The 13833-nt window shown below is 64.7% G+C and carries 18 protein-coding genes and 1 pseudogene; 10 read left to right on the top strand and 9 right to left on the bottom strand.

All coding sequences use genetic code 11. The features are described 5' to 3' along the window. The first annotated feature begins 76 nt into the window (after nt 1–76). From ILP86_RS13820 to ILP86_RS13810, 3 genes are all read left to right on the top strand, one after another. A complete protein-coding gene (locus ILP86_RS13820; protein WP_082682477.1) occupies nt 77–622 on the top strand; it encodes a pyridoxamine 5'-phosphate oxidase family protein in 546 nt (181 codons plus the stop codon). Between the two features lie 383 nt (nt 623–1005). After that, nucleotides 1006–1209, top strand: a complete 204-nt coding sequence (locus ILP86_RS13815; RefSeq protein ID WP_058630393.1) for a hypothetical protein — start codon at nt 1006–1008, stop codon at nt 1207–1209. Between the two features lie 213 nt (nt 1210–1422). Further along, nucleotides 1423–2139 (top strand): TetR/AcrR family transcriptional regulator C-terminal domain-containing protein, encoded by a 717-nt coding sequence (locus ILP86_RS13810; protein ID WP_058630392.1) that lies wholly within the window; start codon nt 1423–1425, stop codon nt 2137–2139. 32 nt (nt 2140–2171) lie between these two features. On the opposite strand, the gene ILP86_RS13805 is transcribed toward ILP86_RS13810, so the two are convergent. The 4 genes from ILP86_RS13805 to ILP86_RS13790 all read right to left on the bottom strand — a co-directional run bounded on the left by ILP86_RS13805 (nt 2172) and on the right by ILP86_RS13790 (nt 5002). After that, nucleotides 2172–3269 carry a YihY/virulence factor BrkB family protein gene (locus ILP86_RS13805; protein ID WP_127481603.1) on the bottom strand — a complete coding sequence of 366 codons (1098 nt, stop codon included), beginning with the start codon at nt 3267–3269 and terminating at the stop codon, nt 2172–2174. A gap of 62 nt (nt 3270–3331) precedes the next feature. Further along, nucleotides 3332–3895, bottom strand: coding sequence for a DUF3618 domain-containing protein (locus tag ILP86_RS13800; protein ID WP_058631421.1), 564 nt, complete (start codon nt 3893–3895; stop codon nt 3332–3334). Then, entirely contained in the window at nt 3892–4305 is a 414-nt protein-coding gene (locus tag ILP86_RS13795) for a phage holin family protein (RefSeq protein ID WP_058631422.1), read from the bottom strand. Before ILP86_RS13795 ends, ILP86_RS13800 begins: the two co-directional genes overlap by 4 nt. Next, entirely contained in the window at nt 4283–5002 is a 720-nt protein-coding gene (locus tag ILP86_RS13790) for a hypothetical protein (protein ID WP_058631423.1), read from the bottom strand. The genes ILP86_RS13795 and ILP86_RS13790 overlap by 23 nt, the downstream gene beginning before the upstream one ends. Nucleotides 5003–5398: 396 nt before the next feature. On the opposite strand from ILP86_RS13790, the gene ILP86_RS13785 reads away from it, so the two are divergent. From ILP86_RS13785 to ILP86_RS13775, 3 genes are all read left to right on the top strand, one after another. Beyond that, a complete protein-coding gene (locus ILP86_RS13785; RefSeq protein ID WP_193752182.1) occupies nt 5399–5878 on the top strand; it encodes a hypothetical protein in 480 nt (159 codons plus the stop codon). A gap of 78 nt (nt 5879–5956) precedes the next feature. Further along, a complete protein-coding gene (locus ILP86_RS13780) occupies nt 5957–6715 on the top strand; it encodes a DUF2382 domain-containing protein (RefSeq protein ID WP_058631424.1) in 759 nt (252 codons plus the stop codon). Nucleotides 6716–6752: 37 nt separating this feature from the next. Beyond that, nucleotides 6753–6929, top strand: coding sequence for a CsbD family protein (locus ILP86_RS13775; protein WP_082682569.1), 177 nt, complete (start codon nt 6753–6755; stop codon nt 6927–6929). A gap of 136 nt (nt 6930–7065) precedes the next feature. Here the strand turns inward: ILP86_RS13775 and ILP86_RS13770 are convergent, their stop codons facing one another. Together ILP86_RS13770 and ILP86_RS13765 are read right to left on the bottom strand one after the other, a co-directional pair. After that, nucleotides 7066–7407 carry a hypothetical protein gene (locus ILP86_RS13770; protein WP_058631425.1) on the bottom strand — a complete coding sequence of 114 codons (342 nt, stop codon included), beginning with the start codon at nt 7405–7407 and terminating at the stop codon, nt 7066–7068. Nucleotides 7408–8043: 636 nt separating this feature from the next. After that, nucleotides 8044–8943, bottom strand: coding sequence for an NAD(P)-dependent oxidoreductase (locus tag ILP86_RS13765; protein WP_227751272.1), 900 nt, complete (start codon nt 8941–8943; stop codon nt 8044–8046). Nucleotides 8944–9007: 64 nt separating this feature from the next. Between ILP86_RS13765 and ILP86_RS13760 the strand changes: the two genes are divergently transcribed. Both ILP86_RS13760 and ILP86_RS13755 read left to right on the top strand, forming a co-directional pair. Further along, nucleotides 9008–9304, top strand: coding sequence for a hypothetical protein (locus ILP86_RS13760; RefSeq protein ID WP_058631427.1), 297 nt, complete (start codon nt 9008–9010; stop codon nt 9302–9304). 309 nt (nt 9305–9613) lie between these two features. After that, nucleotides 9614–9943 (top strand): hypothetical protein, encoded by a 330-nt coding sequence (locus tag ILP86_RS13755; RefSeq protein ID WP_058631428.1) that lies wholly within the window; start codon nt 9614–9616, stop codon nt 9941–9943. Here the strand turns inward: ILP86_RS13755 and ILP86_RS13750 are convergent. Together ILP86_RS13750 and ILP86_RS13745 are read right to left on the bottom strand one after the other, a co-directional pair. Then, nucleotides 9940–10200 carry a hypothetical protein gene (locus ILP86_RS13750; protein WP_193762242.1) on the bottom strand — a complete coding sequence of 87 codons (261 nt, stop codon included), beginning with the start codon at nt 10198–10200 and terminating at the stop codon, nt 9940–9942. The two genes, ILP86_RS13755 and ILP86_RS13750, sit on opposite strands and share 4 nt — an antisense overlap. 70 nt (nt 10201–10270) lie before the next feature. Further along, entirely contained in the window at nt 10271–10609 is a 339-nt protein-coding gene (locus ILP86_RS13745; RefSeq protein WP_058631430.1) for a hypothetical protein, read from the bottom strand. A 586-nt stretch (nt 10610–11195) separates the two neighbouring features. Between ILP86_RS13745 and ILP86_RS13740 the strand changes: the two genes are divergently transcribed. Both ILP86_RS13740 and ILP86_RS13735 read left to right on the top strand, forming a co-directional pair. Next, nucleotides 11196–11852, top strand: a complete 657-nt coding sequence (locus ILP86_RS13740) for a GntR family transcriptional regulator (RefSeq protein WP_058631431.1) — start codon at nt 11196–11198, stop codon at nt 11850–11852. After that, on the top strand, nt 11849–13081 hold the full coding sequence (locus ILP86_RS13735; protein WP_036323377.1) for an MFS transporter: 1233 nt from the start codon (nt 11849–11851) through the stop codon (nt 13079–13081). Before ILP86_RS13740 ends, ILP86_RS13735 begins: the two co-directional genes overlap by 4 nt. 187 nt (nt 13082–13268) lie before the next feature. Here the strand turns inward: ILP86_RS13735 and ILP86_RS13730 are convergent. Then, nucleotides 13269–13710, bottom strand: a pseudogene (locus tag ILP86_RS13730) (integrase core domain-containing protein); the annotation flags it as partial. Nucleotides 13711–13833: the final 123 nt, after the last annotated feature.

Below are 13833 nucleotides of genomic sequence, written 5' to 3'. Positions count from 1 at the left end.
AGTGGACCTTAGCCGGTGGGACCGTCACGATAAGAGCATCGCCGACTCGGCGCCGCTCCCCTCAGGAAGGTTCGTGATGACTGCAAAAACTGAAAGCCGTGAACACGGCTCTCAACCAGAGGAGCTCGACGAGGCCGAGTGCTGGGAGCTGCTGCGAACCTCGCAGCTCTGCCGAATCGGCTTTGTCGGTGTGGATGGATTCCCCGACATTCGACCGGTGAATCACTTCGCTGTCGACGAGAGCATGTATATCCGGTCAGCGGTGGACTCGAAGTTCCTGGCTGTCACCTCGCAGTCTCGTGTCGCAGTCGAGGTTGACGGAGCGGACGACGCCGACTTCTGGAGCGTCGTGGTTCGTGGCATTGCCGAGCAGGTGACCAGCGAATCTGAGCTTCACCGCGTCGGCGCGCAGCATTTCCAGTCATGGACCGCTACGCCGAAGCTGTTCGTGCTGAAGATCACCCCGAGCGTCGTCACAGGCCGCCGGTTTCCGAAGTTCGCGCCCATCATGTCCCCCGCCTACGCCGTACCGATCACCGACAAGGCGCGAGCGCAGCACCGAGAGAAGCGCGGTGAGCGCCCTGCGCCTATCCCGCATTTCGAACCGCCGATGCCATCGTGACGAAAGGCGGGGCACTTCCCACTGCTCCCCCTCCACTCCACCCCGGACCCGAGACCCGATAATCCACTCCTCATCGAAGAGGGCGAGGCTGGTATGGACCTCACTTCCGGGCACCCGAGGAGGGCTGTGACGGCGGAACGGGGGACCTCCAAAGAGAACTCGTAGATTCGGCGCGCGAGCTCGACACATGCTCTGTGGACATCGTCCCTGACGCGAGAGCTGTCGATCGCTCCGCGATCGGCACCACGGCGATGACCTGCTCCCGCGGGTCTGATCGCCGCCGAACGCCCGGGCAGAAGTCACTCCCCGCTGTGTGCGACCGGGTGTTCGCAGGAGGTACTCTAGCCGTCTTCCGAAACAGAAAAAAGAGAAAGCAGAGGGCCATGACCAACGACAGCAATGCGTCACGCTTCGAGAAATCCGATACCGATGCTCCGACCAACGATTCCGAGGGAACGGTCAAGCCCGGGGGTCTGGGCGAAGACAACACCATCCCCGCGAACCCCGACGGGGTAGCCGCAGGCCTGTCCGACTCGCCTTCGCACTTCAACCCAGAAGAAGACGAAGCCGCCAACGGAGAAAACTGACCTGCAGGCTCTCGCGTCCGGCCAAACACTCTTCGATCCGCGAAGCAAGCTCTGCGCGTCTCGTGATCGGGATCGCTCGGTGGGTACAGGACCGCACCGAGGGCAGGTAACCCTGCTTACGTTGTAAGCAGGGTTACCGTGGCATATATCGGTCGGTCCGATCTGCACCCGCAGGGGCGGTGCGTTCCGGACCGTTGGGAGGGGTGACGCGTCATGTCGAGAGAATCTAGCCGGGAGCCCCGAGGGTCAGCGGCCGGCCGCCTGAGCCGCGAACTCATTATCGAGACTGCTCTTGGCCAGATCGATCGGGCCGGGGCACAGGGCCTCTCTATGCGTTCGCTCGCTCAGGAACTGGGTGTGGAAGCGATGTCTCTTTACCGGTACGTGCACGGGCGTGAGGATCTGCTTGAGGGTGTGATCGCTCTGCTCCTCGGACAGTTGACATCGAACCTGGATGAGGAGTTGGCCGAGCATTGGCAAGGCTTTCTGCAGGATGTCGCCCATAAGGTACGTCAGATCGCGATCGATCATCCTCAGGCATTTCCGTTAGTGGCGACCCGGCATCCCGCGGCCCCTTGGCTGCGCCCGCCGCTTCGTAGCGTCGAGGTCGTGAACACGTTCCTCAGCACCCTGCTGGGGCATGAGTTCACCGACGCTCAAGCGGTGGATGCGTACCGTGCCTTCAGTAGTTTCCTACTGGGTCAACTCTTGCTGGAGTCCGCGGTCCGGGGGGCTGAGACGGGCCCGGTGGAAGAACCGCTGGACGAAGGAGGCGCGGATATTCCCGAGCGCGACGGCAGCATCAGCTTGCAGGACGCGCCGGAGGTCCTGCGGCTACGGGCTCTTCTGAGCGAGGATCGCTCCGACGAAGAGTTCGAGGTATCGCTAGAAGTACTCCTCGACCGTCTCGCCCGAGAGCTGACCCAATAGACATGACGTGAGCGCCCAAGGCCGGGCAGACGTCAGCGTTTCCGAGGCGTTCCTCGAGTGGTGGTGTCCTCGGCTGTGTCATCGTCCGGGTCCACGTTCTGTCGGATCTCTCGGCCCTTCTCGACATCCTCCTGCTCCTTTGCGGCGGCCTTGTCGCTCTTGCGCGTGTCGCGTGGCGGGAGCTGGATGTCCTCCTCCGCTGCGATGCCGGCCTGCAGTTGGCGGCCGCGCTCGAGCTCAGCGTCGAACTCTGCCCCGAACAGCAGGGCGAGGTTGGCGATCCACAGCCAGAGCAGGAAGATGATGATTCCCGCGAGGGAGCCGTAGGTGCGGTCGTAGTTGGAGAAGTTGCCGACGTAGAACCCGAAGGCTGCGGTGGCGAAGGCGAGCACAATGATTGCCAGCAGAGCGCCCATGCTGATCCACCGGAATTTCGGCTGCTTCGCGTTTGGGGTGGCGTAGTAGAGGATCGCGACGACCAACACCACGATGAATATGAGCAACGGCCACTTGGCGATGGACCAGATCGTCTGGGGTACGTCGCCGATGCCGAGTGCGTCGCCGATCGCCTTGGTGACCGAGCCGGAGACGACAAGAATGATCGCGGCGATCACGAGCAGCACTATGGTGATGACGGTGACCAGCAGCTGGGCGGGCTTCAGCTTCCAGAACGGCCGGCCCTCTTCGATCTCGTAGATCCGGTTCATCGCACGGCTGAACGCTCCCACGTACCCGGATGCTGACCAGATGGCCAGCAGGATGCCGGTGACGAGGGCAAATCCGGCACCGGGGGATTCCGCGATCTGCTCGATCGGCCCGCGGATCGTGTCAACCGTGTCGCCGGGAGCGACCTGCTCGATGATTCCCAGCACCGCATCGCTGGCGGCTTTTCCCTGCCCAAAGACACCCAGCAGCGAGAAGATCGCAATCAGGCCAGGGAAGAGCGACAGCACCGCGTAGTACGTCAGCGACGCAGCGATGTCCGTGCACTGGTCCGAGGAGAACTCGCGGATCGTCTTGCGCAACACGTACTTCCAGGACCTCTTGTGCAGATCGTCTGGGGAATCGGGCTTGCCTGATGCTTCGGGGTCTGGGGCGTTGCGCGGGGTGGAGGGGGCTGTGCTGGTCATTGCAGGTTCCTTCGTGAAGGGGCGGGCCCGTCGTGTGACGGGCCCGCCCGATTCGTGCGGGGTCAGCTGTCGGAGATGTTCTCGCGAGCGTGCTGAGCCTGGTCTTTCACGTCGCCGACCGCGCCTTGGGCTTCGTCCTTGACTGTGGCGACGGAGTCCTGGGCGGACGCCTTCACGGATTCGACGGACGCCTGCAACGGCTCCTTCAGATGCTCGCCGACTTCCTTCGCCGCATCGGTGACCTCGTCAACGAGAGGCTGTGCCTGCTCCTTCACGGTAGCGGCGAGGTCCTTTTCCTTCGATGATGCGGGGATGAGCGACGCCGCGAGCAGGCCGGCGCCGAAGGCGATCAGTCCGACAGCGAGCGGGTTCCCTTCCGCTTTCGCGACCGCCCGGTCCTTCAGCTCTCCCGCGTGAGAGCCCGCATCCGACAGTGATGAGCCGGCGTCGTCCGCGGCGCCCATCACGCGCTCGCGCACGGAGGTGAACGCACCGCGCACCTTGCCGAGCTGTCGGTCCACGATCTTCGACGGGGAGACCTTGTCGGCCAGGGCGTCAACGTCCATGCCGAGGTCTTGGCGGGTCCGCTCGATGTCGGCACGGATCTCGTCGGGTGAATCGCTCATCGGTTCTCCTCATTTCTCTTCAGCGTTTCGGGGATCTCTTTGAGGGTGTCCACGGTCTGCGGGACGCCCTTCACTTGCTTGATCTGGCTGCGCCCGACCAGGAACAGGATCAGGGCGATGACTGCCCACAGGACCGCGACGACAACGCCGGACCAGCCGCCGCCCATCAGCGTTCCCAGAGCCCACCACAGCGCGACGGACAGGAAGAACACCGTCATCAGTGCGCCGTAGCCGGCGGCACCCATCAGGCCCGCACCCTTGGCGGACTTCGTGGCCGAGTCCTTCAACTCTGCTTTGGCGAGGGCGACCTCCTGGCGCATCAGCGTCGAAATGTCGCGGGACACTTCTCCGAGCAGATCTCCGATCGAGGTCGATGCGGCCTTCGCTTCAGACGGTGTGGGGTCGGTCATAGCCGTCCTCCCCCAGAATGTCCGGACGGCTTGCGTCCGCCTGCGAGTAGAGGGGTGTCCCGGTGCCCGTGTCGTTGCCCACCGGGACGGGCACGGACGGGTCTGGGTGGACCTGTCGAGGTGCCGGCGCGGGAGCGGGCGTTGGGGCGGGCGTTGGGGCGGCGTCCTTCTCGTCGGAGGCGTTCGCGGCGAGAGCGCGGGTGAGGCGTCCCACAACGATGCCGCCGATCGCTGCGGCGAGGATGAAGGTGCCGGGCTTACGACGCGCGTAGCGCTTGACCTCCGTGAGCACGGAACCAGGGTCCCGGTCGCCGAGCCAGGTCGCGGCAGCAGACAAACGGCCCGACACCTGCTGGACCAGATCGCTGGCGACGCCACTGCCTTCCGAGTTGGTGGCCATGGAGCCGAGCTCGTTGCTCACAGAGCGAAGGCCGCCGGCCAGACGCTGCTGCTGGGTGTGTGCCTGCTCCGACAACTCCCGCTGGGTCTGCGCGTACAGATCCTTCGCCTGCGTCTTCGCCTCCCCTACGACGGTCGCAGCCTCATCCTTGGCCGTGCCAAGAACGTCCTTCGCCTGCGTCGCCGCCGTGTCTTTCAGGTCGGCGGCTTCCTGCTTGGCAGCGTCCACCTTGCCCGAAGAACCGGGGGTGTTCACGCCCGAGCCGCTCGGGCTGGTCGTCTCATAGTTGTCCGACATTAGTGCTCCTCTCGCGGACCGACCGAACAGTCGGTGGAACCCGTTCTAGACCTACTCCCCCTTCTTCGCCAGGACCCTTGTTCCGAGCAGACTTACGGTGTATCTAGTCCGGGATCAGACACAGACTTACTTTGTAAGTTCGCATACAGTACGCGCCTCAAGCCATCGAGACAACCACCTCCTACACTCTGTTGCTTCGGCTTAGTTTCGCCGCATGAACAGCAACGACTCCCCCGAGCCCCGGGAACCCGGAGCACCCGTGTACGACAGAAGCTCCCCCACGCTGCGGTTCCCGTCGATGCGAATCACACTCTCCGCACCGACGTCCACGAACGCGAAAAAGCAGAATTTGGCGGGTTCAAATTCGGATCCGCGTTCTTCGGGTGGCTGACCGCGATGGGCACCACCGTGCTCTTGACCGCGCTGGTCGCTGCGCTCGGCGCCGCTATCGGGCTCGGCAACGGAACCACCCCGGAAGAGGCCGCGGACGCCGCGACAGAGAACGTCGGCGCGACCGGCATCATCAGCGCCATTGCGATCGGCCTCGTCCTGCTCATCGCCTATTTCGCCGGAGGCTACGTCGCCGGACGAATGGCTCGATTCAGTGGAGCCAAGCAGGGTATCGCGGTGTGGCTCTGGGCGATCGCGATCGCGATCATTCTCGCCATCGTCACCGCGATCGCCGGTTCCCAGTGGGACATCCTCGCCAACCTGCAAAGCTTCCCGCGGATCCCCGTCACCCCGGAAACGGCCACCCTCACCGGCATCCTCACCGCTCTCGGCGCCGCCGTTGTCGCCCTGATCGGAGCGATTCTCGGAGGCCTTGCGGGGATGCGGTACCACCGCCGGGTCGACCGCGTCGGACTCGGCCGCTAACCCCGGTCGCAGCCACAACCCCAACACACCAGATCTTCTCCACCATCCACCGCACGACAGAAACGAAGGGCATCACTCATGATCAGCGAACAGAACATCGCCAGCCTCATCGGAGCCACCGTCACGGACACTGACGGCAACAAGATCGGAAAGGTCGGCCAGATCTATGTCGACCCCACCAGCGGCCGGCCGAACTGGGCCACCGTCGCTACGGGCTTGTTCGGAACCTCGGAATCGTTCGTCCCGCTCGACCAGGCCGACGCCGTCGACGGAGATCTCCGAGTCCCGTACACGAAAGACTTCGTCAAGGACGCACCTCGCATCGATGCTGGCACCGACCTCACCGACACCGAACAAGACGACCTGTACACCTACTACGCAACCGGCGCCGCCCCGGACAATGCCCCCACGGACCGGGGCGTGGCATCGACCGACGGGTACGACACCTCGGGTCCGACGACTGACGACGCGATGACGCGCTCCGAGGAGCAGCTGCACGTCGGCACGGAACGCGTCGAGACCGGTCGAGCCCGCCTCCGCAAGTATGTCGTCACCGAGCAGGAGACTGTCACGGTCCCCGTCAGCCACGAGGAGGTCCGTGTTGAGCGCGAGCCCATCACGGAGGCGAACGTCGGAGACGCGCTGGATGGTCCGGACATCAGCGAGGAGGAGCATGAAGTCGTCCTCACGGAGGAGCGTCCTGTGGTCGAGAAGGAGACCGTCCCGGTCGAGCGTGTCCGCATTGGCACCGAGACCAAGACCGACACCGAGCAGGTCAGCGCAGAAGTCCGCAAGGAAGAGATCGAGCTCGAGGGCGACACCCGCACTGGTCGCTGACAACTCCCCGTTGTCGGCTTACTGAGAGGAGATACCGATGGGTATCGGAGATGACATCAAGAACACCACCGAGGATCTGAAAGGCAAAGCCAAGGAATCCGTCGGCAAAGCAACCAACGACAAGTCGACCACAGCCGACGGTCACGCCGACCAGGCCAAGGCCAACGCGAAGAAAGCCGGGGAGAACGTCAAGGACGCCCTGTCCGACAACTAGCAGGCCTCGCGTTCCCCACGTATCCGGTGCCCCCGCCCCCGCGGGCACCGGATACTTCTGTGCTCGGACCTCGGTGCTCACGTCTCAGCGACCCACGGCGACGTCGACCGCCCGCGACCGCGAGCCTGCACTCGGCTCAAGCGAAGGCCGGAGCGCTCGTCCCGGGGTCGAGATGTGTCCCTTCGCGGGGCTCGGGTGTCAGATACAGACCGGAGAGTGCGTTCGCGGTGAAAGCGAGCGCGTCGGTCCAGGCCCGGTTGATGGGAGGCTGCCGGCTGCCGCGGTACTTGAAGGTGATCGAGCTGTGCTCGTGCAACCACACCGTCGTGCGGCCGCCACCGATACTCATGTCCTCTCGCCAGGTGAAGGGGAAGGGTTCGCCTCGGCGGAGTTTCGCGGTGATGACGAGCTGGAGGTGGATGAGAGCGCGGTCCTCAATCTCCGCTTTCTGATGTCCCTCGTAGATGAACGTACCCATGGTGCGCCTTTGCTCTGCCTCCCCGGGCGGCCCGTGATCGCAACCGGACTGGCTGCGATGTGGAGATACTTAGCGTCCCACTACTGGTTCCCGAGCAACACCCCCAGGCGGGCCTTCACTGCGCATTAGCTCCCCGGCAGCGGTGCGCCTGCACCTAGACGTTTGTCTATAGTGGGTTAGCTACAAGTCCACATCGGCGTGTCGGGCGCGTCCTTGTGACCGCGCCCTAAGGACGTGCCCCGGCGAAACCGATCTGACAGGATGGTGACGTCTCCCGACGGTGGGTTGCGCTTTCTCGCACTACCTTCTGGGGAGTCGGTGAACCGGGATCTGGGGATACCGGGAGCAGTCAGCGCGTGCCCTTCGCTTCCGCGGAGTGAGATGTCGGATCCCCCTCATACGCCCCCGCGCATGAGGGGGATCGACTTTTATCCGCAAACCCTTTAGAAGGGACCGGCGACCTCCGCGAGGGCTGGGGTCCGTGCAGGGCCACCGGTAGTGCCCGAGGATGCTGGGGACACCCCCGGTACGCCGAAGATAGTGCGCTCCCGGATCTCCGGAAGAGGGGTTGATCCAGCGCGAGGCATCGGGTAATACGCCGCGGGATTGCTTGCAGGCGACAAAATCGCTTCCGCGTCAGTCGGCGCGTAATTGTCGCCCCGTGCGGTGCTCGAGCAGCTTCACGGCCAGCAGTTCACCCAGCTCCGGCCCGAAGTGGTCGAGGGCTGCGTGATGCAGGCTCGAGGACGCAACGAGCACCGGCGTGGGAACCTGCGCCATGGTGGTGATGGTGTCAAGCTCTTCCACGACCCGGTCAACGCCGAAGGTGGTGAGGTAGTCGCCCTGGAGAAGCCGGTCGGCATGCTCGTCGAGGAACCGGCTCCCTCCCGCACTGTCCCGGAGAAGATGGTGGAGCTGCGTGGGCGAGAAACCAAGGCCTTGGCCGATGAGGAGCGCCTCCGCGGCCGCGACGGCGTGGGCGAACCAGAGTCCATTGGCGAGCAGCTTCACGATCTGACCGTCCTCCGCGCGTGCCCCGGCTCGCCGGATCCCACCGTCTGTCGCGAGCGTGTCCAGGATCGGCAGCGCCCGGGTGACGGCGAACTCCTCGCCGCTGACGAAGAATACGAGTGTGTTCTGCGCGGCCTCGTCGACCGATCCGCCCATGGGTGCGGACACCACTGACACGTCATGCTGTGCGGCGTGGGCTGCGAGATCCCGGGTGACGGCAGGGTCACCGAAGGTGAGATCCAGCCAGAGCACGCCGGAAGGCAGCAGCGGAAGCGCCTCGGCCATGACCTGGCGCAGCTCGCCCGGCCCGGGAAGGACCGTGACGAAGACGTCCGATGCGGCGGCGAGCTCCTGCAGAGTGTCCGCCCACGCCAGGTCCGGCGCCGCCACCTTTCGGGCCGGATCCGTATCGAAGACCTGCACCCAGTGAGAGCGGGTCAGCGTCCGGGCGATTGGTTCCCCCATGCGGCCCACGCCCACCACCCCGATCCTGAGGGGGACGGCAAGGGAGTGATCGGGATACATTCCAGCACTGTGCCACATCTCGTGGCCGGTTCGTATATGCGCGGGGACCGAGTAGGTTCACGTCATGGGCACACTCGAATACAACAGCTCCCGGCCGCCGATTGAAATCGACGACGAGACGCTGACGCATCTGAAGATCGTGATCGGGACCAAGCTGCGCCGTCAGGAGAGCTTCATGATGACGTGGCTCCCCCGCGATGAGGTTCCGGCCAGTCGTCTGACGATCTGGATGCATCCGAGCATCCCCCTCATCTTCACCTTCGACGATGCCCTGCTGCGTCCCAGCGACCCCGCACGGATCGAACGGATGATGGAGCACGTCGCCTCCCGGGGTGAACTCGTCCTCGACCAGCTCCCCTGAATACTCTGTCCCCCTCGTCGCGCAGCCCCCTGGCGCAAGATTCGTCTTGTGCGACCTGGGGGAAAGGTGGGACTGTTGGTTCGCGTCTGCGACATCGATGGGTGGGGGCACCTTTCTGGGGACCGGTATCTTCGACGCGGTCGGGCGGTTGCTCTCCCTCCCCCCAGAGTCTTCAGCAACCGCCCGATCACCCGCCCCGTCCGGGCGCACCGAACGCGGCGCCCTCTGATGTCGAGCCGCCCGACGCATGCCGAGTTCGGCGGCGCGATGTCGTGTGTCGCCGGTTGCGTCTGCGGCTATGGTGAGCGTATGGCGACTCTTCACTACGGGGCATCCGACGACGCGATCCACATCGATGACCGTGCTCTCGCGCACCTGAAGATCGTCATCGCAACCAAGCTCCGCCGCAACGAGTCGTTCACTCTGTCCTGGAAGCACCCCGAGGGAGAGCCCGGCGGGCGCTCCACGATCTGGGTTCACCCCTCGATCCCGCTGCGGTTCGTCTTCGATGAACCCGAAGCGCCCCAGATCAACGTGAAGTGGGTGGAGCAGCTCATGCACACCGCGAACTCCAGCGGCGGGATCCAGCTCGTCGACGAAGTCCTGGAAACGCCCGAGCTCGAGGCCAGCAAAGCCTAAAGCAGATCCCAGTTCCCGGACGCGCTCAGCGACAGTACCGAGTCGTCCGACTCGTACGTGACGCTCTCATCGGTGATCAGCACCCGGCTCCGCGGCGTGATCAACGCCCTCACCTGCCGGCCCTCCATCGTCGTGAATCGCACGACCAGTCCCGCCGTCGCCACAGCAGCTTCCAGCTGCTCGCACAGCGCATCCACGTCCTGCGACGGGGACAGCACGAAACGAGAGCCGTCAATTGTGACGTGAGTCTGCTCCACCGTCCGCTCATGCATAAAGAGCACCGTACGACGCCCCCCATTCGTCGATGAAAGGGGTTGCGCGATTGGGTTACGTTGAGGCAGGCTCCAGATCCTGTTCCAGCCTGGTGCCCTCCGCCGGCTCCGAAACCACGAAGAGGCCCGCCGGGGAGTTCGCCGCGAAAGCCAGAGCATCCACCCACGCGCGATTGACCGGGGGTGTGCGGCTCCCGTAGTACTTGAACACAAGGTTGCTACCCGGGTGGATCCACACCGTCGTCCGACCGCCGCCGATACTGACATCTTCGCGCCAGGTGAACGCGAACGGCTCCCCGCGACGCAACTTCGCCGTGATCACGAGCTGCACATGGGTCAGAGCGCGGTCCTCAATCTCGACCTTCTGGCCGCCCTCGTACGTGAACTTACCCATGATCGACCTTCCTGCCGTGTGTGCATCACCAGTATCCCCCACACACGCCTCGTGGTCTGCACGAATCGGACGGTCGTTTCGACAGGATCTCAGCCTCGCCAGCACGATCACAATCGGCTGCGGAGAGTGCCCGGCAGCTCTGACCGCATGTGCCGGGTATCGCGTGAAGCACGGGGTGCCCGCCATACAGGTCGAGGCACCCCGCTCGGAGTGGGCACCAAGGAGGGGGACGGTGCAACCACTCCGTCTATGACGAATCGAAAAACCGGGTAGAAGAAGCACACTTCAAGAACCCCACATGCGCAAGACACGAACTCGCTGATGCTCGGGCTTCCGCGCCCGATTCGATCCACCACCCACCGAAACACCCCGCCAGAACCATCTTTCGGAGAGCGTTACCGGCGGCTAAACCGAGCAGTCAAGATGCGGCCAGCCGCAAACGATCGTTTTCGGCAGGTCCACTCCCACAACCTGTGCCCAGGCTGGCTCAGGCCGCGCCGTAAAAACACCCCGCCATTCTCTTGTTGTCTTTTGTAGAGTATGCGACTAGTATCTATGTTGTATTCAGAAACAAGGGGGGGCAAGCGTGACCGAATCTGGTGCCGCTAGCCATGCATCCGCGTCCGAGGTTGCCTACCACCATTTGCGTGCCCAGATCTTGGATGGCGCGTTACTTGGGGGAAGCATGATCAGCGAGGGGATGGTGGCCAACGAGCTTGGTATGAGTCGCACTCCGGTGCGTGAGGCGTTCCTGCGACTGCAGGGCGAGGGGTGGTTGCGTTTGTACCCCAAGCGCGGTGCGTTCGTCGTTGAGGTGAGGCCACACGAACGCGAGGAGATCGTGCGGGCGCGCGTTCTCCTCGAGTCGGATGCCGTCTCCCGGGTCTCGGGCGATGCCCGGCTGCGTTCCGAACTTGTCGAGCGACTGCAGACGATCCTCGGGGGGCAGCGTGATGCCGCTGCGCGGGAAGACCTTCACGGCTTCGCGGTCCTGGACGCGGACTTTCACGCTGCGGTCGTCGATGCCGGCGGAAACCGTCTGCTATCGGACTTTTTCGCGTCGTTGAGCGATCGGCAGAGGCGGATGACGGCGCGATCGCTGTGGAAGCGCGCGGACCGCCTCGAGGGGGTCCTCGACGACCACACCGAGCTCGCGCGGCTGATCGATGGTGCGCATAGCGACGCATTCCGAATCGCGCTCGAATCTCACATCCGGCGTACACATCGGGAGCTGTTGCCATGAGTATCACGGACTCCCTCCCGATCCCGGATGCGGGTCCTCGGCACCGCATCCGCCCCTGGATGGCCGTGTGCGCGGCGCTCTTCGCGGTCGCGTGGGGTGGTAACGAATTCACCCCCCTGCTGGTGATGTACCGACAGGAGGACGAGATGACGCCTCTCGTGCTCGACGTTCTGCTCGGTGCGTACGTTCTCGGTATCGTGCCCGCTCTGATCCTCGGAGGCCCTCTCTCCGACCGATTCGGACGCCGGCCGTTCTTCCTTCCTGCTCCGCTCGTCGCTGTCGCTGGGAGCGTTCTGCTCGCGCTGGGCGCTTCATCGCCGACCGTGTTGTTCGCCGGGCGAGTTCTCTCGGGTGTGGCGCTGGGGTTGGTTATGGCGGTGGGGACTGCCTGGGTGAAGGAGCTGTCGCAGGCGCCGTTCGACACCGGAGCCCGGGAAGGGAGCGGCGCAGGGCGCGCGGCGCTCGCCCTCACAGCGGGCTTTGCCCTGGGCGCGGGGGTTGCTGCGGCGCTCGCGCAATTCGGGCCCGCACCGCAGCAGAGCCCATACTTCGTGCACATCGTGCTAGCCATCGCATCATTCTCGCTGCTGTGGCGGGTGCCGGAGAGTAGGCGGACAAGTGATGACGGTCGGCCGTTACTCGAGGACTTGAAGATTCCGTCCGCTGTGCATCGTCGCTTCCTTTTCGTCGTCGTGCCCATGGCGCCCTGGGTCTTCGGCACAGCGGCCAGTGCCTACGCGATACTGCCTGGCCTGATGATGTCGAAGGCTCCGGGCTTGGAGATCGCGATGAGCGGGCTCCTGTGTGTGATCGCACTAGGATGCGGCGTCGGCGCGCAGCGGATTGCGGGCCGCTTCGATGACCCCGGCTCGGCCCGCGGTGTCGGCTTGGCGCTCGCAGTCACCGTCGTGGGGATGGTGCTGGCGGCCGTCGCGGTCGGTCTCGACTCGTTGGCGTGGGTCGTCGTCGCCGCTGCCGCGCTCGGGGCTGCGTATGGACTCTTGCTCGTTGGTGGTCTCCGCGAGATCCAGCGTATCGCCGGCCCCGACGATCTCGCGGGGCTCACGGCCGTGTACTACTCGCTGACCTACATCGGATTCTTCATCCCGGCCGTTCTTGCGCTAGTGGGTGCGTGGCTCCCGTACACGGTCATGTTCGTCATCGGCGCGGTTCTTGCGCTCATCAGTTTCAGCATCGTCGCTCTGAGCTGGCGCAGGCACCTTCCGTAGCGCGTCGCCGGGCATCGCCGTCCGATGGGACTGGCAGCGCGGTTGCTCCGGAGGCAGCCGCCAGGCTCCGAGCTGCTTGCGATCCCCGCGGGCCGGTCGCCGTCAAGGACGCCATGCAGTCGAGGTGCAGCGGGAGTGGCATGGTGACGTCTGCGCCCCGGGCGCCTGTGATCGTGAGCCGCCCCCTTCATTCGGTCCGGACGTTCTGTGAGTCGTCGGTTTCCATTGATGGGTGCACTGTCGAGCGTACTCGGCTGGGGTAGGTAGCCGAGCGAGGAGTGCCGGCGGTGGTGGTTGTACTCGTCCTTCCAGTCGCCGATGATGACCTGCGCGTGCAGCAGCGAGTAGAAGCTGTTGATGTTGAGGCACTCGTCGCGGATCCGGCTGTTGAACGACTCGACGTACCCGTTGCGCCACGGCGAGCCCGGAGGGATGTAGGACAGGCCGGTGCGGGTGCCGGCCCAGTCGGCCATCGCCTCGCTGATGAACTCCGGCCCGTTGTCCGACCTGAGCACCGCCGGGGCGCCCCGGGCGGCGACGAGGTCCTCGAGGTGGGCGGTGAGTCGGTCGGCGGTAATCGAGCGCTCCACGAGGCCGCCGATGCACTCCCGGGTGTGTTCGTCGACGATCGGCCGTACTGCGGAGTTCCCAGGATCCGTACGCAACCTGCTTCAGTGCTTCTTAACGACGGTCAGGAGGATGACTGAGTCCTCGATGGCGTCGAGTGAGTGGAGCCCGTCCGGGATGATGAG

Origin of the sequence: Microbacterium sp. R1 (assembly GCF_015159725.1) — a bacterium.
GTDB classification, from domain to species: domain Bacteria; phylum Actinomycetota; class Actinomycetes; order Actinomycetales; family Microbacteriaceae; genus Microbacterium; species Microbacterium oxydans.
This window is presented reverse-complemented; position numbering and strand designations above follow the sequence as displayed.

Excerpts from the sequence above, each read along its gene's own strand:
- ILP86_RS13820 (WP_082682477.1), top strand. The coding sequence starts at position 77 with ATGACTGCAAAAACTGAAAGCCGTGAACACGGCTCTCAACCAGAGGAG.
- ILP86_RS13815 (WP_058630393.1), top strand. The coding sequence starts at position 1,006 with ATGACCAACGACAGCAATGCGTCACGCTTCGAGAAATCCGATACCGAT.
- ILP86_RS13810 (WP_058630392.1), top strand. The coding sequence starts at position 1,423 with ATGTCGAGAGAATCTAGCCGGGAGCCCCGAGGGTCAGCGGCCGGCCGC.
- ILP86_RS13805 (WP_127481603.1), bottom strand. The coding sequence starts at position 3,269 with ATGACCAGCACAGCCCCCTCCACCCCGCGCAACGCCCCAGACCCCGAA.
- ILP86_RS13800 (WP_058631421.1), bottom strand. The coding sequence starts at position 3,895 with ATGAGCGATTCACCCGACGAGATCCGTGCCGACATCGAGCGGACCCGC.
- ILP86_RS13795 (WP_058631422.1), bottom strand. The coding sequence starts at position 4,305 with ATGACCGACCCCACACCGTCTGAAGCGAAGGCCGCATCGACCTCGATC.
- ILP86_RS13790 (WP_058631423.1), bottom strand. The coding sequence starts at position 5,002 with ATGTCGGACAACTATGAGACGACCAGCCCGAGCGGCTCGGGCGTGAAC.
- ILP86_RS13785 (WP_193752182.1), top strand. The coding sequence starts at position 5,399 with ATGGGCACCACCGTGCTCTTGACCGCGCTGGTCGCTGCGCTCGGCGCC.
- ILP86_RS13780 (WP_058631424.1), top strand. The coding sequence starts at position 5,957 with ATGATCAGCGAACAGAACATCGCCAGCCTCATCGGAGCCACCGTCACG.
- ILP86_RS13775 (WP_082682569.1), top strand. The coding sequence starts at position 6,753 with ATGGGTATCGGAGATGACATCAAGAACACCACCGAGGATCTGAAAGGC.
- ILP86_RS13770 (WP_058631425.1), bottom strand. The coding sequence starts at position 7,407 with ATGGGTACGTTCATCTACGAGGGACATCAGAAAGCGGAGATTGAGGAC.
- ILP86_RS13765 (WP_227751272.1), bottom strand. The coding sequence starts at position 8,943 with ATGTATCCCGATCACTCCCTTGCCGTCCCCCTCAGGATCGGGGTGGTG.
- ILP86_RS13760 (WP_058631427.1), top strand. The coding sequence starts at position 9,008 with ATGGGCACACTCGAATACAACAGCTCCCGGCCGCCGATTGAAATCGAC.
- ILP86_RS13755 (WP_058631428.1), top strand. The coding sequence starts at position 9,614 with ATGGCGACTCTTCACTACGGGGCATCCGACGACGCGATCCACATCGAT.
- ILP86_RS13745 (WP_058631430.1), bottom strand. The coding sequence starts at position 10,609 with ATGGGTAAGTTCACGTACGAGGGCGGCCAGAAGGTCGAGATTGAGGAC.
- ILP86_RS13735 (WP_036323377.1), top strand. The coding sequence starts at position 11,849 with ATGAGTATCACGGACTCCCTCCCGATCCCGGATGCGGGTCCTCGGCAC.